Source organism: Robiginitalea marina (genome assembly GCF_024006985.1).
Classification (GTDB): domain Bacteria; phylum Bacteroidota; class Bacteroidia; order Flavobacteriales; family Flavobacteriaceae; genus Robiginitalea; species Robiginitalea marina.
In genome coordinates this window covers 138,491-154,780 of record NZ_JAMXIB010000006.1, presented here as the reverse complement: position 1 = coordinate 154,780, position 16,290 = coordinate 138,491, and the positions used below count along the sequence as shown (strand labels likewise).

20 protein-coding genes are annotated in these 16,290 nt (G+C 55.8%); 8 read left to right on the top strand and 12 right to left on the bottom strand.

Going from position 1 to position 16,290, the window contains the following annotated elements; all coding sequences use genetic code 11:
* The first annotated feature begins 146 nt into the window (after positions 1 to 146).
* From NG653_RS09355 to upp, 3 genes are all read left to right on the top strand, one after another.
* The gene (locus NG653_RS09355) at positions 147 to 476 is read left to right on the top strand and encodes a TerB family tellurite resistance protein (RefSeq protein ID WP_252741434.1); all 330 of its coding nucleotides are present in this window, start codon (positions 147 to 149) and stop codon (positions 474 to 476) included.
* 63 nt (positions 477 to 539) lie between these two features.
* A complete protein-coding gene (locus NG653_RS09350) occupies positions 540 to 869 on the top strand; it encodes a TerB family tellurite resistance protein (RefSeq protein WP_252741433.1) in 330 nt (109 codons plus the stop codon).
* A 104-nt stretch (positions 870 to 973) separates the two neighbouring features.
* Positions 974 to 1,627 carry a uracil phosphoribosyltransferase gene (gene upp / locus NG653_RS09345; RefSeq protein ID WP_252741432.1) on the top strand — a complete coding sequence of 218 codons (654 nt, stop codon included), beginning with the start codon at positions 974 to 976 and terminating at the stop codon, positions 1,625 to 1,627.
* 11 nt (positions 1,628 to 1,638) lie between these two features.
* Here the strand turns inward: upp and NG653_RS09340 are convergent, their stop codons facing one another.
* Positions 1,639 to 2,019 (bottom strand): DUF2237 family protein, encoded by a 381-nt coding sequence (locus NG653_RS09340; RefSeq protein ID WP_252741431.1) that lies wholly within the window; start codon positions 2,017 to 2,019, stop codon positions 1,639 to 1,641.
* A gap of 95 nt (positions 2,020 to 2,114) precedes the next feature.
* Here NG653_RS09340 and NG653_RS09335 point away from each other — a divergent pair, with 95 nt between their 5' ends.
* Both NG653_RS09335 and NG653_RS09330 read left to right on the top strand, forming a co-directional pair.
* Positions 2,115 to 2,492, top strand: a complete 378-nt coding sequence (locus NG653_RS09335; protein ID WP_252741430.1) for a DoxX family protein — start codon at positions 2,115 to 2,117, stop codon at positions 2,490 to 2,492.
* A gap of 201 nt (positions 2,493 to 2,693) precedes the next feature.
* A complete protein-coding gene (locus NG653_RS09330; RefSeq protein WP_252741429.1) occupies positions 2,694 to 3,020 on the top strand; it encodes a DUF533 domain-containing protein in 327 nt (108 codons plus the stop codon).
* A gap of 85 nt (positions 3,021 to 3,105) precedes the next feature.
* On the opposite strand, the gene NG653_RS09325 is transcribed toward NG653_RS09330, so the two are convergent.
* Complete coding sequence (locus tag NG653_RS09325; protein WP_252741428.1) at positions 3,106 to 4,287, bottom strand: immunoglobulin domain-containing protein; 1,182 nt, start codon at positions 4,285 to 4,287, stop codon at positions 3,106 to 3,108.
* A gap of 141 nt (positions 4,288 to 4,428) precedes the next feature.
* Here NG653_RS09325 and NG653_RS09320 point away from each other — a divergent pair, with 141 nt between their 5' ends.
* From NG653_RS09320 to NG653_RS09310, 3 genes are all read left to right on the top strand, one after another.
* Entirely contained in the window at positions 4,429 to 4,938 is a 510-nt protein-coding gene (locus NG653_RS09320; protein ID WP_252741427.1) for a P-loop nucleotide/nucleoside kinase family protein, read from the top strand.
* On the top strand, positions 4,935 to 5,960 hold the full coding sequence (locus tag NG653_RS09315; protein WP_252741426.1) for a phosphotransferase: 1,026 nt from the start codon (positions 4,935 to 4,937) through the stop codon (positions 5,958 to 5,960). Before NG653_RS09320 ends, NG653_RS09315 begins: the two co-directional genes overlap by 4 nt.
* A gap of 205 nt (positions 5,961 to 6,165) precedes the next feature.
* Positions 6,166 to 7,467 carry a M14 family metallopeptidase gene (locus NG653_RS09310; RefSeq protein ID WP_252741425.1) on the top strand — a complete coding sequence of 434 codons (1,302 nt, stop codon included), beginning with the start codon at positions 6,166 to 6,168 and terminating at the stop codon, positions 7,465 to 7,467.
* Positions 7,468 to 7,590: 123 nt separating this feature from the next.
* Here the strand turns inward: NG653_RS09310 and NG653_RS09305 are convergent, their stop codons facing one another.
* From NG653_RS09305 to NG653_RS09260, 10 genes are all read right to left on the bottom strand, one after another.
* Positions 7,591 to 8,814, bottom strand: a complete 1,224-nt coding sequence (locus tag NG653_RS09305) for a hypothetical protein (RefSeq protein WP_252741424.1) — start codon at positions 8,812 to 8,814, stop codon at positions 7,591 to 7,593.
* A gap of 5 nt (positions 8,815 to 8,819) precedes the next feature.
* Positions 8,820 to 9,602, bottom strand: coding sequence for an ABC transporter permease (locus NG653_RS09300; protein ID WP_252741423.1), 783 nt, complete (start codon positions 9,600 to 9,602; stop codon positions 8,820 to 8,822).
* Positions 9,595 to 10,305 carry an ABC transporter ATP-binding protein gene (locus tag NG653_RS09295; protein ID WP_252741422.1) on the bottom strand — a complete coding sequence of 237 codons (711 nt, stop codon included), beginning with the start codon at positions 10,303 to 10,305 and terminating at the stop codon, positions 9,595 to 9,597. The genes NG653_RS09300 and NG653_RS09295 overlap by 8 nt, the downstream gene beginning before the upstream one ends.
* The gene (locus NG653_RS09290) at positions 10,302 to 11,483 is read right to left on the bottom strand and encodes a nitrous oxide reductase family maturation protein NosD (protein WP_252741504.1); all 1,182 of its coding nucleotides are present in this window, start codon (positions 11,481 to 11,483) and stop codon (positions 10,302 to 10,304) included. Before NG653_RS09290 ends, NG653_RS09295 begins: the two co-directional genes overlap by 4 nt.
* A gap of 171 nt (positions 11,484 to 11,654) precedes the next feature.
* Positions 11,655 to 11,948, bottom strand: a complete 294-nt coding sequence (locus NG653_RS09285) for a cupin domain-containing protein (protein ID WP_252741421.1) — start codon at positions 11,946 to 11,948, stop codon at positions 11,655 to 11,657.
* A gap of 3 nt (positions 11,949 to 11,951) precedes the next feature.
* Positions 11,952 to 12,386 (bottom strand): nitrous oxide reductase accessory protein NosL, encoded by a 435-nt coding sequence (locus NG653_RS09280; RefSeq protein ID WP_252741420.1) that lies wholly within the window; start codon positions 12,384 to 12,386, stop codon positions 11,952 to 11,954.
* 14 nt (positions 12,387 to 12,400) lie between these two features.
* Complete coding sequence (locus NG653_RS09275; RefSeq protein ID WP_252741419.1) at positions 12,401 to 13,036, bottom strand: hypothetical protein; 636 nt, start codon at positions 13,034 to 13,036, stop codon at positions 12,401 to 12,403.
* Positions 13,037 to 13,142: 106 nt separating this feature from the next.
* On the bottom strand, positions 13,143 to 15,104 hold the full coding sequence (nosZ, locus tag NG653_RS09270) for a Sec-dependent nitrous-oxide reductase (RefSeq protein ID WP_252741418.1): 1,962 nt from the start codon (positions 15,102 to 15,104) through the stop codon (positions 13,143 to 13,145).
* A gap of 53 nt (positions 15,105 to 15,157) precedes the next feature.
* A complete protein-coding gene (locus tag NG653_RS09265; protein ID WP_252741417.1) occupies positions 15,158 to 15,733 on the bottom strand; it encodes a fasciclin domain-containing protein in 576 nt (191 codons plus the stop codon).
* A gap of 5 nt (positions 15,734 to 15,738) precedes the next feature.
* Positions 15,739 to 16,251 (bottom strand): c-type cytochrome, encoded by a 513-nt coding sequence (locus NG653_RS09260; RefSeq protein WP_252741416.1) that lies wholly within the window; start codon positions 16,249 to 16,251, stop codon positions 15,739 to 15,741.
* Positions 16,252 to 16,290 lie beyond the last annotated feature (39 nt).

The following is a 16,290-nucleotide window of genomic DNA, read 5'->3' as shown; positions in this document are numbered from 1 at the left end:
TTTTGAGTTCTTCGCGAATTACGCGGGCCGAACCTTGTTTGCCTTATTTTTTTTAAGTAATATAGGGTGGGTAATTCCGAAGGAAGCCGGGGCAGTAATAACGCCGGCGCCAAGGGCCTTAAAAAAAAGGAGTTGCCCCTGTAGCAATGGAATTTAACCTGGCAGAAAAATTAGGAATCCTTAAGGCGATCGACGAGGTAATCCGCGTAGATGATCGCGTATATGACGAAGAATCCCTGTTCATTGCCCAGCTTTCCAGGGCGATTTCGTTTGACAGGGCCCTCTTCGACCAGGCCCGTGCCATCGAATTTCAGGAAGCCATGGCGATCCTTAAAGCCATGTCCCCAAAAAAGAAAGATACCCTCGCCACCTTCCTGAACCAGGCGGCCAATGCCGATGGGAAGGTACAGGAGGGTGAATTGAGGACCATTTACCGGATTTTCCACGAAGCCGGCGTGGATTTTGACAAATTATAGGCGGCCTTTGGAAGGCTGCTGCCAGAACCCCGTCAAAGGGGTCGAACCTCTAAATCCGAAAAGGTGGAATTCAATTTAGCAGAAAAACTGGGCATTCTCAAGGCTATTGATCAGGTCATCCGGGCCGATGACCAGATTTACGAAGGGGAGGCTGTTTTTGTTTCCCAGTTATCCAAGGTGGTGAAGTTCGACGCGGCACTGTACCGGGAATCCCGGGAGGTGGAACTGGAGGAAGCGCTCGCCATCCTTTCTTCCATGGGGCAGGAGAAGAAAAATGCCCTGGCCATTATGCTGAATGAAGCCGCCAATGCAGATGGCCGGGTAGGCGAAGATGAACTAAGGGCCATCTACCGGATCTTCAACCGGATCGGGATCGATATGGACCATCCCTGAACCCTGTACAGGCCCTGTGGGTCCTCCCTATTGAAGGACTTTTTGGGATTTGTCCCGAGCATGGGCTTTGCCTGTCGCGGGCGACCTGAACTAAATTCGGAATTATGCATGTTCATTACCTGGGGGAGCGCAACACTATCCTGAACCAATTTATTGCAGAGCTCCGGGATGTCGACATCCAGGCAGACCCCATGCGGTTCAGGAGGAACATTGAGCGGGTGGGCGAAATCCTGTGCTATGAGCTCAGCCAGACCCTGGAATATGAAACCCGCACCATCCGGACCCCCCTGGGGACCACCACCATGCCGGTACCTGTAACCCCCCTTGTGCTTTGTTCCGTGCTCAGGGCCGGCCTGCCCCTGCACCAGGGGCTGCTGAATTACTTCGACCGGGCCGAAAACGCGTTTATCTCTGCCTACCGGCACCATCCCGGGGGCGGCGATGCCTTCGAAGTGGTGGTCAAATACTTTGCTGCCCCTTCCCTGGAAGGAAAAACCCTGATTTTGACGGATCCGATGCTGGCCACCGGGACCACCCTGGAAAACGTGCTGGGCGCCCTGCGGGCCCATGGGGAGCCTGCCCGGATCCACATCCTTTCCGTGATCGGGTCAAGGAAGGGGGTGGCCCACGTGCAAAAGGTGTTTCCGGAATCGACCCATCTCTGGATCGCTGCCATTGACGACACCCTGAGTGCCAAAGGGTATATCATCCCCGGCCTTGGGGATGCCGGCGACCTCGCCTTTGGGGTCAAGTTGTAAGCCCCGGGCGGTCAGGGGGTCTCTTCCTCCGTGTATTTATGCTCCAGCAACCACTCAAAAGGCAACAGGTCGAGTACCTTCTCATGGGTCGCCTCCAGGATTACGGGCGGGGCCGCACCCGCCTGGAAGGCTTCTTTCCAGCGGGAAGCGCAAAGGCACCATCGGTCTCCGGGCTGCAGGCCCGGAAAGCCGAAATAAGGGAGGGGGGTGGTCAGGTCATTCCCCCTGGAGCGGGTGAAGGTTAAGAATTCGCCGGTCATGACAGCACAAACCACGTGGGTTCCCGTATCCGAAGGGCCGGTGCGGCAAAACCCGTCGCGGTAGAATCCGGTCAGGGGTTCAAAGCAACAGGGAAGCAGGGGTCCGCCAAGGACATTTCGGGCGTCAGCCATCGTTTTTTTCATAAAGGTAAGGGAGCAGGTCGATTTTTCACAGGAACGTCCCGCCCTGCACAGGGTTTTTTGTATATTCCGGGAAAACAGATCACTTGGGATATCTTGTATTAGCTGCCAAAATCATCATCTTCCTCACCATTGCCAATGTATGGTTCCTCCGCTTTTCCCGGCCCACACCCTACAGGGGCGGGCAGGCGCGCAATATGCGGGAGGAATTTGAAGCCTATGGCCTTTCGGAGGCCATGCTGTATATGGTGGGGGCGCTGAAAGTGCTGGCGGCCATCGGGCTGCTGGTTTCCATTTGGATCCCTTTTGTGGCTATTCCTTCGGCGGCGGCCATGGGTTTCCTGATGGCCGGGGCCATCTGGATGCACCTGCGCGTCGGGGACCCCCTGATGAAATCCATGCCGGCCTTGCTGTTTTTCTTCCTGTCCGTATTTATTTGGCTCCAGTCCACCGGGAGCCTTTAATCCGGGGGCTGTTAAAACCGCCCGGGTCAATCGATCGTCGGGCTTCCGGCCCGCGTTTTCATGGCCCCTGAATTTTTCTGTGGTTTACAGGCTTCAGGGTCCCGCAATCTGGCGTACAATTCCTATTTTTAGGACAGGAACCCATTCCCCGGGCATGACCCTGGGGTATGGGATGAGGAACGAACCATGCAAACCACACCTATGAAATTCAACCTGATCGAAAAGTTGGCCGTTATCAAGGCCATTGACGAGGTGATACAGCTCGATGAGGAACTCCGGCCGGGGGAGTTGAGTTATATGGAACAACTCGCGCAGTCGCTGGACTTCGACCTGGAGTTGGTCTATGAAGCCCGGGACACCGAAGCCCCTGAAGCCCTGGCCGTACTGCGGGCCATGCCGCCGGACAAACAACAGGCCCTGGTCCGCCTGATGACCGAAGCGGCCAATGCCGATGGACAGGTAGATGAAAAGGAAATCCGGTTTATCTACCGGGTGTTCTCCGCCGCCGGGATCGAGCCTGAAATTTAAAGCCCTCTGCAGGGAGGCACGTCATACTTACCCCTGGAGGTTTGCCTCCAGGGGATTGCTTGTTCTGCATCAACCGTCAAAATGGTTACTGTGTTACGCGGAAGGTGATCCTGCGGTTGGAGAGTACGGTTGCAGGGGAGACCTCGAGTAAAGCGGGCTGCGAGAGCAGTGTCGGACAACCCGGGGTGGCCGGTTCCAGGGATACCCGGAACAGGCTTCCATGCTCCGAAGTCTGCAGGTTGTTGACCTGCAGTTGGGCGGTTTGGCTGCCGTTGTATTTGGCGCCATCGGTCAATGGAGAGAAATTCAGGCCCCCATCGACACTTATTTCCCATTGGTAGGCCCCCACCCCGCTGCCGGTAACCTCAAAGGTAACCGAAGCCCCGGGCGCGGCTGCCTGGTCTGTGGGCTGGGCGGAAATTACCACCCCGGCAAGGACTTCGGCAGCCGTGCTGCTGGAAGAGGTAAACCCGGAACCGTCGGTAATGGTAATGGAAAAAGTATAGTTTCCGGCAGCCAGGCCGGCAAGAACAGGGTTTTCAAGGGCAGAGGAAAAGGTGTATCCCCCCGGTCCGGTCCCCGTCCAGTTAAAGGTGGCTCCAGCGGAACCGGCCCCGGAGGGATTGGCAAAGAGGGTAAGGTTTGTGCCTTCACAGACCGGGCTGTTGGAAGTCGGGCTTACGGCCAGGGAGCCGCCCAAATCATTCAATTCCTGAAAGCTGTAATCTGCCCCGGCCCCGCCGTTGCAGGTAGAATAAATCCGGGACCCGATGACCAGCCTTTTTGCTGCGCTACAGGGGTTCCCGTCGTCGAGGGTACCCCCGGAAACCACAAAGGCCGACCCTTCGGGCAGGGTGAGGGTGACATTGCTGGTCCAGATGGCAAAACCCCCGGTTTGCAGGTCGATCAGGGGGGTGTTCAAAAATGCATTGTTGTTCACCTCCAGCGTATCGGTACCCCCGACGCCATCGCCTACCCGAAGGGCCTGGATGCCGCTGGGGATGGTGCTGCCCAGGCGGATGGTATTCCCCCCCCGGATCAGGACGTCATTGGTTCCCGGGAGTTGCCCCGGATAGGTGGTTGCGGCCACCCAGGCCGTTCCGTTGAAGACTTCCCAAACCCCGGCATTGGTCCAGTTCCCTGTACCTGCGGACCGGTAATCCCCGGCCTGCTGGCCATGGAGGAATGTGGCCGTTAACGCGAAGAGCACAACGGTGAAAAAACCCTTCAGGGAAATCTTTAGGGGAATGGGGGGTTTTAATCGCATCCGGATAACCAGATTTTTTTCTAAAACTACATCAGTGCGGTGGTATGATCCTAAAGCGTGTTGTGAAGGCGCTGGTTTTTGTGGTTTGCCAGTTTGGCTTTCCTCAAAATTTCATAGCTTCAGGTGTCATTAGCCCCTTGTATGCCTTCTGCCACCCCCAAGTTGATCCTGGTTTTTGGCCTGCCCGGCACGGGCAAGACCACTTTTGCCACGGCCTTATCGGCCCGGCTAGGGCTCGAACACCTCAATACGGACCGGATCCGCAGCGAACTGGGGAAGCGCCGGCAGTATGAGACAAGCGACAAAGCCTTTATATACAGCCAATTACTGGAAAAGACCCGGGCAGCCCTGCAGCAGGGCAGGGGGATGGTGCTGGACGGCACCTTTTACCTGAAAGCCGTGCGGGAGCCTTTCCAGGCACTTGCACACGAGTATGGGGTACTTGCAAAATGGATCGAAGTCTGTGCCGGGGAAGAAACCGTAAGGGACCGCATGTCGACCCCCCGCCCGTATAGCGAGGCCGATTTTGGGGTGTACCAAAAGGTGAAAACAGCCTTCGAGCCGCTCACGGAGCCATTCCTCCGGGTATATTCCGACCGGGATGGCATGGAAGAAATGCTCGCCAAAAGCCTCAAATACCTGAATCAATGAACCAGGAGCAGATCACCCGGATGGTCAGGGAAAAGGCCGTTCCCTATCCGACACAAACAATCCGGTTGGTGGAGACGCACATATCCTGGGTCCTTTTGGCCGACCGGGATGTGTACAAAATAAAAAAGCCGCTCCGGTTCAGTTTCCTCGATTTTTCTACCCTGGAGAAAAGGGAGCACTATTGCGGCCTGGAAGTGATCCTGAACCGCCGCCTGGCTCCGGGGATGTACCGGGGGGTCCTGCCCCTAAAGGAGCAGGAGGGAACGATCCGGATCGGGGAAGGGGAAGGGACCCTGGTGGATTATGCCGTATGGATGAAGCGCATGGATGAGGGGAGGCAAATGGATGTACTGTTGGAGGCAGGAGGGGTAGGGCAGGCAGAAGTAAGGGATCTGGCCGATATCCTGGCCGATTTTCACAGCCGGGCCAGGAAGGTGCGGGAAGCCGAGACCTGGGAGGAATTGTATGCGGAATTTGAAGATATTTCAACGGTGAGTGAATGGCTGGGGCACCGGTTCGGGAAGGAAACGGGCCATTTGGTCACGGAGATTAACGCATGGGTGCGGACGTTTCTGAAAGGGATCTCCGGGCGGATCGAAGAGCGCAAGGCCGCGGGCTTTGTGGTGGAGGGGCATGGCGACCTGCACAGCCGCAATATTTTCCTGCTTAACCCCCCGGTGATTTTTGATTGTATCGAATTCAACGAGGCGTTTCGGACCCTGGATGTGCTCAGCGAGGTGGGCTTTTTATGCATGGACCTGGAGCGCTTTGGAAGGGCCGACCTTGCCGATGCCTTTATGGAACGGTATCAGGAAAGGACCCGGTGCATCAGGGATGCAACGGACCGGCAATTGTTCCTGTTTTACAAGCTATACCGGGCGAATGTGCGGCTTAAGGTGCATGCCCTGCAACTTCAGAAAGGGTTGGTTTCCGGTGCTTCCCGCCAGGTGGAGTTGAAAATGGTGTCTGAGTACCTGCGGTTGTTCAGGGGGTATTTTGAGGAAGGGAAAGGGTTTGTTTAAAGGAGGCGGCCGTTCCCGGGGCCAGGACCCCCACCCTCCCACCCGGGTTCAAGATATCCACCCCCCCTGCAAAAAACAGGCATACGGCTTTTTTACGCTCCCGACCCCTGGAAAGTGTTCTTTATTCCCGCCTCACAAGGTTTTAGTTTCAGGGTCCGCCCATTGTTCTTATTTTAGGGGCTTGTTGGCAAAAACACAATACACCATGGGAAAACGGTATTTGGGAATGGCGATGGCCCTGGTGGCCATCGTGCTGGGGTCGTGCAAAAACGCGGAGAAGGCGGCTGCGGAAGCCCGCGAAACCGCACCCTCCGGATACCAGGGGCAGGGCCGAAACGCTGTGGTCCCCACCGTGGACCGTCCCGTGCAGAGGCAGTGGAAGGGGATTTGGGCCTTTAACGACAGCACCACTTTTTTTACCAATGATTTTGACGGCGGACGCCTCAACGGGGTGGCGTATGACGGCGACGACCATTACACCGTCTGGATTACCGCGGAAAACACGCCCATCAACGTCAGTCCGTGGTACGCCTTTAAAGTATGGACTACCGCGCCCGGGGAAATCACCATACGGCTGAGCTATCAGAACTCCCGCAGCCGGTATTACCCCAAAATCAGCACCGACGGGGTGGCGTTCAAACCCCTGGACAGCCTTCAGTTTAAAGTCATTAATCCGGGGGAGGGCGAATTTGGGATCAAAGCGGCCCCGGAATTTGCCGAAATCACCCTTCAGGTTAGTGAAACGCCGACCATTGTGGCCGCCCAGGAGCTCTATCCGTCCACACGGGTGAAATCGTGGGTGGATTCCCTGAGCCAAAAGCCCTTCGTCACCAATTACCCGATTGGCCGTACGAAAGAAAACAGGCCCATCCACCTAATGGAAGTAAAGGAAAACGGAGATGCCAAAAAAGCGCTGATGGTGATCGCCCGGCAGCATCCGCCAGAGGTTACAGGGTTCCTGGCCATGAAATCATTCATCGAAACCCTGGCAGGCGATTCGGACCAGGCCCGGGAATTCAGGAAGGAGCACACGCTTTTCGTAGTGCCGCTCATGAACCCCGACGGGGTCGACAACGGGCACTGGCGGCACAATATGGGGGGGATTGACCTGAACCGCGACTGGCAAAATTTCAACCAGCCGGAAACCCGCAGCGTCCGCGATTTTCTCAGGACAAAAGATGCCGACTACGACTTTGTCTTTGGGGTGGATTTCCATTCCACCTGGGACGACATCTATTACCCCCTGGATACGGTGGTGGCCGGGCCCAAAGGGAAAATCGTATATGACTGGATCCACGCCATCAGCGCGCGGTTGCCCCAGAAAAAAACCAACATCAGTGCGTCCGTTGAACTGGAGCCCACCATGGTTTCCCGCACCTATTTCTTCGTAAACCATAACATGCCGGCCATAGTGTTTGAGCTGGGCGACGATACCCCGCGGGATTTCTTAAAACTCAAAGGGCAGGTGGCCGCGGAAGAATTGATGCGGCTGTTGATGGCAGAGTAGTGGCCCCGGTTTTGGCGTTGTTCCGCGCTTTAGGATAACACCCCCCCGGGTGTTTATTTTGGGGATCTTCCTGACCCGTGATCCTTTTTTGCGCTTCCCCTCAGGTGGTTCCCGGGCCGGCCTTTAGGGTCGTGTTGTCTTAGGGGGATGGACCAGCACCAGCAGCAGGGCCAGGGCCATCAGGGCGCTGGTGCCCCAAAGCGCATACGGATGCCCCTCCGGTACGGGCAGCCGCAGCCATGCCGCCGCCCCGCGGTAAAAAATCAGGGCTTCGGAGCCCAGGAAGCCCACCCCATAAAGCCATATAGCAGGTTTTCGGAATTTCAGCAGGCTCTGGTAGCCCATTGCCATACCAATTCCGGGGCTGATTACCCCCAAAAACGTCCAGTGCAGGTACCCTATGGTGAAATCGAGGTGGGTTGCGGCCAAAGTAGCAAAATAAGGCAGGGCAGTAAGGGTCTGCAGGAGGAGTTTAAAGCCCAGGGCCCCGGCGATCGCTGCTGCCACGAATTTTTGGACGGAGGGCTCAAATAGTTGCCGGCGCTTCTCCCAAACCCAGTACCCCAACACGCCCAGGCCCACCAGGGAAGCAAGGGCCCCAACCCCGCCAAGGACGTTCAGGACGCGTGGGGGGTCCGTCCATAAGGCCGACAACAGCAGGCTCAGAAAAATCCCTGCGTGGATCAGGCCCAGGGCAACCCGATATATCCTTTTGGGAAGTGGCCAGCCCTGTTCCTCCAGGAAATACAGCAGCACCCCTAGGAGCGCCAGCAGCATCCAGGCATTGTACTGGAAGTGCAGGTAGAAGTAAATGGCCATCCGATACCAGTTGGAAGTGGGTCCAAGGGTCCCCATGATGGCCCCCAGGGCCCAGGGTCCGGCACTGGACAGCACCATATAGCCAAGGGCAGCTTTAAAGGTGCGATGGCTTTGCGCATGGGTTTTTCCTGGTTTCAGGTACCTGAGAAAAAACCAGAAAAACCCGTAGGAGGCGAACAGGAAGAGCGTGGAGAAGAGGATGGACCCAAGCGCGTACCCATGCCAGGGGAAGGTCAGTAACATGCCCAGCAGGGTGGTTTGGGTAAACCAGAAGAGGATCCGGTACTTTCGGACCCCGGATTCCGTGGGTTGATAAAGGGCATAGAGCACCGTGGTCAGGCCCAGGTAGGCCCACCCCAGCAGGGCGATGTGGGAGTGGGTGTGGACCAGGTATTTATAGGTAAAGGAAACCGGAAACAGCGTAAACCCCCGCAGGACCAGCCCCAGCACGACCGACAGGAGAAGGAAACCCACGGCGAGGCTCGCCTGGTTTTTCGGATGGTCGAACCCGTGTCGCCCCAGCCCCATGCCGGTTAAAAATCTTTTTTACGCGCCTTTGCAGTCAGCCTCCAGATGGGGAGCAGGGTCCACAACAGCAACACTCCCCCGGAAATCAAGAACCCCAGTTGGGTGCCCAGGAACTTCTTAAAAACGGCCCCGGTATAGCCCAACAGGGCGGAGATATCGAGTTTGAGCAAGATCAGGATGCGCGAGAGGTCTATGGGGTTCAGCACCGTGGCAGCCAGGGAAAAGGAGTCGAGCGGGTATTCCTCAAAAACGATCAGCGACAGCAAAAACAGCCCGTCGTAAATTACGGCCATAAAAAGCCAGAGCAAAACGGCGTAGCCAAAGCCCTTGATGCGGTTCTCGTTGGAAAGGGCAATGTTAAAGGCCAGCCCGGTGAAGATAAAGGTCAAAAAGGCCCCGGTAAGGATCAGGAGTGAAAAGTTAAGGATCACATCGCTTTTTACCAGGCCATACATGATAAAGGGGAGGCCCAGGCCCAGCACCAGGCTGAGGGTCAGCGATCCGGCTACCCCGAAGAATTGCCCCAGAAAAATGGAAGAACGCTTGAGCGGCTGTGCCAGCAGGAGTTCCGTAAACTCCCTTGAGTTGTAGAAATACATCACCCCGAAAATGGTGGCGATTAGCGGCACCAGGATGATGATGATGTTCATAAGCGTTATCACCGCCTTGGAGAGGTCCTGGTTCAGGAATAGCAATACCAGGCCCAGGAGCAGGTAGAACAAAAAGTATACATAGCTCCAGCGGCTGCGCATCAGGTCGTAAAAGCTGTATTTGAGGATTTTAAGCATCTTGTTTTTCGCTTGTTATGGCCGCAATGGCATGTTCCAGATCGGTTTGCCCGGTTTTTTCGAGGAGCCCGGAGAGGGTGCCCTGGTAATATATTTTCCCTTCCAGCAGGTAGATGACCTGGTCGGCGATTTCTTCCACAAATTGCAGGATGTGGGTGGTCACCAACAGGGTCTTCCCGTTTTCGCGCTCTTTGCGGATAAGTTTTTTCAGGGACAGGAGGGATGCCGGATCCAGGCCGGAGGTCGGTTCATCCAGGATCAGCAGGGGGCTGTCGAACATAAAGGTAAGCACCAGGTTTACCTTTTGTTTGGTCCCCCCGGAGAGGTTGGACAGCTTTTTGTCGAGGAAGGGCTGCAGCCGGAACAGTTCAATAAGGGCGGCCTCCTCGCTACGCTTCTGGCGCAGGTCCTTAATCATGCCGATGAGCTCCCGGACCCGGATGTTCCCCGGGAAATTGGCAATCTGGGGCAGGTAGTTGAGTGCTTCCCGGTAGCGCCACCGGTTCCTGATCCGCTCCCCGGATAGTGAAATGCTTCCCTTATCGGGGATCACCAGGCCCAGGACACTTTTGATCAGGGTGGTTTTTCCCGATCCGTTGGGCCCCAGTACCGCATAGATGCCGCCCGCGGGGATTTCAAGGTCTATTCCTTTGAGGACTTCGTTTTTGCCGAAGCGTTTTTGCAGGTCCTGTATCTGTATCATTGGATTTTTTGCATTTTTGGATGGGTATCCACCAGATTGTCCGGGGTGAACACCGGGGAGACCCGCTCCGAGAAATCGATGAGGTCCATAAAGAGGCTCCTCAGCAGGATAAGGGTTTCCGGGGTGCGGTTAACGATATAGGAAAAGAGCTTCACCGGCCGGTGGGGGATGTCCCCGACCCCGTCCCGGTCCAGGTCATACCCCGAATAACTGCTCCAGTAGTTCCCCTTGAATTCATTGTCGTTCAACTTGCTGTTGTACGAGAGGTCAAAGGAATTATACAGGAAATTGTTCCCGACGAAGGAATTTTCATAACAGGCCCCGAGCACTTTCACGGCCCAGCCGTTATTGATGAAATGGTTCGCGCGGTAGGTAATGCGGTTAGAGCCCTCTATGTTGATCCCAACCGTATTTTCTTCAAACCAGTTACCGCTGATTTCCGCATCGTTGATTTCCTTAAGCAACATACCATAGGATGCCGTGCCCCAGTTTTTCCGGAAGCGGTTCCCGGTCATCCGGATGCGTTTGGAAAACATCACCGCCACCCCGGCCCCGTTATTTTCGAAAAGGTTGTTGGAGTAGGTGTCGTCATTCGAAAACATAAAGTGCAACCCGTAACGCAGGTTGTTCCGGCTTTCATTACCCCGGATGTGCACCGTATCGGAAAATTCGAGGTAGATCCCGTCCCGTACCCCCTCTACCCGGTTGTTCAGGACCTCGATGTTATGCGAATACCAAAGCTGAATGCCATTGCCCGAATTGTACTCATCCACGGCATCGCCCATAATCTGGTTGTCGCGGACCACCCCATGGTTCGACTTTTCGAGGTAGATCCCGAAGAACAGGTTTTCGAACCGGTTCCCTTCGATGTGGAAGTGGCTGCTTTTGACCACCCGCAGGGCGGCATAGTCGGTGGTGTAGCTCACCCCGACGTTGATAATCGCCAATCCCCGGATGCGCACATGGTCCGATTCCACCCGGAAGATTTCCCCCCGGTCCTCCCCGTCTACTACCGGGAAGTCTTGCCCAATCAGGGTCAGGGGCTTGTCTATAAGGATGTTGAATTCCCTGTAGACCCCTTTTTTGATCAGCAGGGTATCAAAGGCTTCCGCCTGCCGGACGCCTTCCTGTATGCTTTTTATATCGCAATCCCCGCAAACGGGGATCGTTCGCGCCATAACCAGATGCCCCCCCACAAGGAAGAACAAGGCCAAAACGAATCCCCGGTATGGAAAAGGTTTGCTCATAAGATTCCACCGCTTCGGGCGCTGAAGCCCAATAGTACAAAAAGAATGGAAAAATGGGTGACCAAAAGGCAATGCAGCAGTACAATGGATTTCAGGAACATATCAACGGATAATCAAAAACCGGGAAGGCTTGCGGGCCTCCACCCGGTGCAGGGTGCGTTTGGGAAAGGAGAACTCATCCAGTTCCTCCAGGGGAACACAATTCCCGTCTATATAAAAATCTATGGCTCCTTCCAGAACCAGCAGGAACGCATCGGTTGGGGAGGTGTGGTCCGGGAAAACCGCTCCGGCCTCCAGGGTGATGCTCAACACTTCAACCCCTTCGCCCCTGAAGGGTTTCCGGATTTGAAGCCCGTCGAAAGGTTGCGATTTAACTGTATTGCCGATTGTGTACATGGCTTATTTATTAAAATGGGTTATCAATTCCGGCCAGGAATACAGGGTACCCCGGTGTTTTTTCCGGGCCTGTATCGCCGCTTCCACCTCTCCAAAGGCCGACAAGTTGGCGCCCATGGGGCTCGGGATCCCCTCACTGATCAGGTAGGTCGCCTGCGTAGCATCGATGAGCGCCCCGGGTTGGGGGTAGTCACTTACCAAAAAGAGCGCTACGGTACCGGGGTCGATTTCCTTCAGGGAGTTCACCATGCATTCGATGGCGTCGAAGGAAAAGGCCTTCCCCTTATCGGTGACGATTTGGGCCGCGTGCTGCCGGTCGACGATGGTCATCCGGCAGAAGTGGCAGCCATCAGAGCCGTAGGCGATAGGTTTGGGGGCAATCTCACAGCCCATCCACAGGGAAAGGACCATGAACGCAAACAGGGATTTGAGTTTCATAACATTGTGTTTATTTACGCAACCACGGCCTCTGGCGCAGCTCCGGGCCGGGTGGTTTTCCAGCCCAGCCAGGCCGCGACAAGGGTCAGGGTCATGCCGGCAAACATCATCCAGGCCCCGGTGGCCGGGAGCGAGGTGACGTCGAAGTTCAGCATTTTCACATGGCCCAGCAAAGGGGGTTTATACGTCATGGGGGTGCCGTCGGGGTGGGTGAGTTTCATAATGGCATTGGGGTCCAGGTTGGTGCCGTAATCGACCATCCAGGCATTGAAGTCGTACATGCCCAGCACGCCAAGGACCGACATCAGGATAAACCATCCCAGGAACCATTTGTAGTTGACTTTTCCAAAGTAGCCCAGCAGGCCGATCAGGACCCCGAGGGCCACCATAGCCCCGATAATCAGCGGAAACGTACTGAATTCCCACATTTCGTCGTCTTTGGGCAGGGTGCGCATCCCGATATAATGGTTCAGGCCGTCGATGTTCTGGATATCGAATTCCCCGACGCCCCGGATCCCGTCGATGTGAATGTTCATCCCCAGGGGGTCCGGGTACTGGGGGGCCCCCAGCATGATGTTCCAAAGGGGGAAGACGTATAACCCCAGCAGCAGGAGCGGTCCGAGAATCATGAGTACACTGGCTTTTTTCATGGCTTTGAATCTTTGGGTTTTATCCGGGGTTGCTGAAGAAAAAGGAAGCGGGCAGGTTTGCACACAGCCCGCTTCCGGGGTCATCAAGGCAACGCAGACAACCCGTTTATTCACCCAACGACCAGGACAATTCTATGTTGGAGTTGGCCGGCGATACCCTGACGTACCCTTGCATTTCCTGGTGCAGGGCAGAACAGAAATCGGTGCAGTAGAAGGGCCATACCCCCACCTGCTTGGGCTCCCAGACAATCGTCTTGGTCTGCCCCGGCATGATCAGGATCTCGGAGGTATTGGCGCCCAACTGTGCAAAGCCGTGGGGCACATCGAAATCCTGCTCGTGGTTGGTCACGTGGAAAAACACCTTGTCGCCCACTTTCACCCCTTCGATATTGTCAGGGGTAAAGTGGCTGCGGATGGTGGCCATGTAGATATGCACTTCATTGCCTTTGCGTTCCACCCGGGCGTCGGCCACTGATTTGGTCACATAAGGGTGGTTGTTTTCGGCCAGTTTATAGAACTTTTTTGAATTGGCAGTCAACAGGCTGGCCGGGCAACCGGCGGCATAGTGGGGCTCCCCGTGGGTCGGGAAGTCGTAGAGCAGCTCCATTTTCTCCCCGGAAATGTCGTAAAGCTGGGCGGAGTGTTCCATTTCCGGCCCGGTGGGCAGGTAACGGTCCTTGGTGATCTTGTTCATGGCGACCACGTATTTCCCGAAGGGTTTTCGGGAATTTCCGCCGGGGATCATCAGGTGGCCCACAGAGTAAAAGGTGGGTTTGCGGTCGACCACTTCCCAGGTGCCCAATTTCCATTTCACCACTTCGGAGGAAATGAAGAAGGTGGTATAGGCGTTCCCCTGCCCGTCGAATTCGGTGTGGAGCGGGCCGAGGCCGCTGCTTTGGACAGTGCCGGCTAAAACGTCTTCGAATTTCAGGATCGGGATGCCGTAGGCTTCCCCATCAAACTTCTGCCCTTCAATGGCGGCAATCATTTTATCAAAGGAGTGTACCGTCAGGTCGGCAGAGAGTTTCCCATTCCCGATGATGTACTCCCCTGAGGGGTCCACATCGCACCCATGGGGTGATTTCGGGGTGGGAAGGAAGAAGACCGCCCCGGGCACCTTGGTCGGGTCTACCGTCAGTACTTCTTTTTTCATGGTGGAGGTGGCCATGTGCGTGCCTTCGTCGTACAGGTTATGGGCATAGTTCGCCGGCATTTTGGTACCCCCGCCGTTGTTGACGTATTCCTCGATTTTTTTCCAGTTGACAGCGGCGATGAAGTCCTTGTCGTTCTGGGAGGAATTCACTTCCATCAGGCTGTTGGCTTCTTCGGTGTTGTAGGTGGTGAAGAAAAACCAGCCGTGTGATTTCCCGCGGCCGGGGTGCGACAGGTCGTAGTTGAACCCGGGCATCAGCAGCTGGAATTTGATGTCCATGTGCCCGTGCTCAGGCGCCACGCTGATAAAGGTAAGGGCCCCCTTGAAGTTCCCTTTATACTCATTAATCGGCATATCGCGCTGGGGTACGGGTACGGAAAACCGCGTCCCGGCCACCACATACTCCGTGTTTTCGGTGATGAAGGAGGAACTGTGGTTCCCCGCACTATTGGGGACTTCAATGATTTCCTCGGTTTCGAAGGTGCTCAAACTGATACGGGCGATCCGCGGGGTGTTGTTCCCGTTGATAAAAATCCATCGTCCGTCCAGTTCCCCGTTAGTTTGGGAGATGTCGGGGTGGTGTGCGTCATCCCAGGGCACAAAGCCGTGGGAGGTGTTCAGCATCGGCACGGTTTCTTCCGAATAGCCGTACCCTGAGGTCGGGAACTGGGAGAAAACCGGGATTTCCTTGAACATCCGGCCAGAAGGCAAACCGTATACCGTGAGGTTGCCGCTGTATCCGCCGGAGAGGAAGGCGTAAAATTCATCCTGCTCCCCCGGGGCCACGTAGACTTTTTCAGCTGCGCTGGATGCCAGCGCCCCGTTGGAGGCAGTACCCCCGCCCTGGTTGCACCCGGTCAGCAGCAAGGCGAATCCGGAAAGGGCGGTGGCTATGGTTAATTGGAATCTTTTCATGGGTCTGGGTGTTATGTGTTATTAGGTATTTAAAGGGTTTATGAAGGTTCTGTTTATTGGGGTGGCAGGATGACTTTGTCCACCACGTGGATGATGCCGTTGCTCGCAGGGACGCTGGCGATGATTTTGGCACCCCCTATAAAGACTTCCCCGTCCACGACTTCCACCGGCACGTCCTGGTTGTTGGCCTGCCCGAGTTTTTTGAACTTCTTCAGGAATTCCTTGTCGTAGTTCCCGGGGGTCACGTGGTACTTCAGGATGTTGGCCAGGGCATCCTTGTTTTCCGGTTTCAGGAGGTCTTCTACCGTCCCGGCCGGAAGGGCCTCAAAGGCGGCATTCGTGGGGGCGAAAACCATCAGCGGGCCTGCGTTCACCAGGGCATTTTCCAGGTCGGCTGCCTGCACGGCGGCCACCAGGGTAGAATGGTCCGCCGATTTAACGGCGATGTTCAGGATGTTGGGCGTGGATTCGTCATCTTCGACAAAGGCCTGCCCCTGTTCCTTGCTTACGGGCACCCCGGCGGACCCGGAGGTGCTTTCAGGGGATGTTTTGGGGTCCGATTTGCAGGCTGCGAAAAGCAGGCCGGCGCAGAGTACGGACCAGAGGGTTTTTGGGTTGATTGTTTTCATAGAGGTTATTTTAGGGTTCTGAAATACTCGAGGACGGCGCGGGCCTGGTCTTCCGTCAGGCCCTGGTTGGCCATGGGTGAGCCGTTGAATTCCACCAGCAAATCTTTGGCCAGGGGGTCTTCCTTCACCATTTTCTCGGGGACCAGGATCATGTTCATGACCCATTCGGGAGTCCTCCGTTCGAGGATACCGTTCGGGGCCGGCCCGATGAATTTCTTGCCGATCCGGTGGCAGGCCAGGCACATCTGGTTGTAGACGGCCTCCCCCTGGGCGGCAAGTTCGGGATTGACTTCCGGGTCGAGGGTCACCGAGGTGATGGGCCCTACGCCCTTATTGGTCAAATCAATCCGTTCAGAGGCTTTGGAGCCACTGGGTGCGGGAGCTGCAGCCTTCGTTTCGGCAGGGGCGCTTTTGCGTTCTATTTTGAACCCGTCAGCTTCCTTCTCCTCTTTTTTTTCACCACAGCTCAAGGCCATCAACCCGGCGAGCAATGTCATACTGATAAGCGATTTTCTCATTTTTATAAAGTTTAATAAGGCAAAAGTAACAGGGGCACG

Coding starts and splice junctions, on each gene's coding strand:
- NG653_RS09305 (WP_252741424.1), bottom strand. CDS start 8,814: ATGGGGCTGGGGCGACACGGGTTCGACCATCCGAAAAACCAGGCGAGC.
- NG653_RS09295 (WP_252741422.1), bottom strand. CDS start 10,305: ATGATACAGATACAGGACCTGCAAAAACGCTTCGGCAAAAACGAAGTC.
- NG653_RS09340 (WP_252741431.1), bottom strand. CDS start 2,019: ATGGCTGACGCCCGAAATGTCCTTGGCGGACCCCTGCTTCCCTGTTGC.
- nosZ (WP_252741418.1), bottom strand. CDS start 15,104: ATGAAAAGATTCCAATTAACCATAGCCACCGCCCTTTCCGGATTCGCC.
- upp (WP_252741432.1), top strand. CDS start 974: ATGCATGTTCATTACCTGGGGGAGCGCAACACTATCCTGAACCAATTT.
- NG653_RS09315 (WP_252741426.1), top strand. CDS start 4,935: ATGAACCAGGAGCAGATCACCCGGATGGTCAGGGAAAAGGCCGTTCCC.
- NG653_RS09355 (WP_252741434.1), top strand. CDS start 147: ATGGAATTTAACCTGGCAGAAAAATTAGGAATCCTTAAGGCGATCGAC.
- NG653_RS09330 (WP_252741429.1), top strand. CDS start 2,694: ATGAAATTCAACCTGATCGAAAAGTTGGCCGTTATCAAGGCCATTGAC.
- NG653_RS09265 (WP_252741417.1), bottom strand. CDS start 15,733: ATGAAAACAATCAACCCAAAAACCCTCTGGTCCGTACTCTGCGCCGGC.
- NG653_RS09280 (WP_252741420.1), bottom strand. CDS start 12,386: ATGAAACTCAAATCCCTGTTTGCGTTCATGGTCCTTTCCCTGTGGATG.
- NG653_RS09300 (WP_252741423.1), bottom strand. CDS start 9,602: ATGCTTAAAATCCTCAAATACAGCTTTTACGACCTGATGCGCAGCCGC.
- NG653_RS09325 (WP_252741428.1), bottom strand. CDS start 4,287: ATGCGATTAAAACCCCCCATTCCCCTAAAGATTTCCCTGAAGGGTTTT.
- NG653_RS09260 (WP_252741416.1), bottom strand. CDS start 16,251: ATGAGAAAATCGCTTATCAGTATGACATTGCTCGCCGGGTTGATGGCC.
- NG653_RS09310 (WP_252741425.1), top strand. CDS start 6,166: ATGGGAAAACGGTATTTGGGAATGGCGATGGCCCTGGTGGCCATCGTG.
- NG653_RS09320 (WP_252741427.1), top strand. CDS start 4,429: ATGCCTTCTGCCACCCCCAAGTTGATCCTGGTTTTTGGCCTGCCCGGC.
- NG653_RS09275 (WP_252741419.1), bottom strand. CDS start 13,036: ATGAAAAAAGCCAGTGTACTCATGATTCTCGGACCGCTCCTGCTGCTG.
- NG653_RS09290 (WP_252741504.1), bottom strand. CDS start 11,483: ATGGCGCGAACGATCCCCGTTTGCGGGGATTGCGATATAAAAAGCATA.
- NG653_RS09285 (WP_252741421.1), bottom strand. CDS start 11,948: ATGTACACAATCGGCAATACAGTTAAATCGCAACCTTTCGACGGGCTT.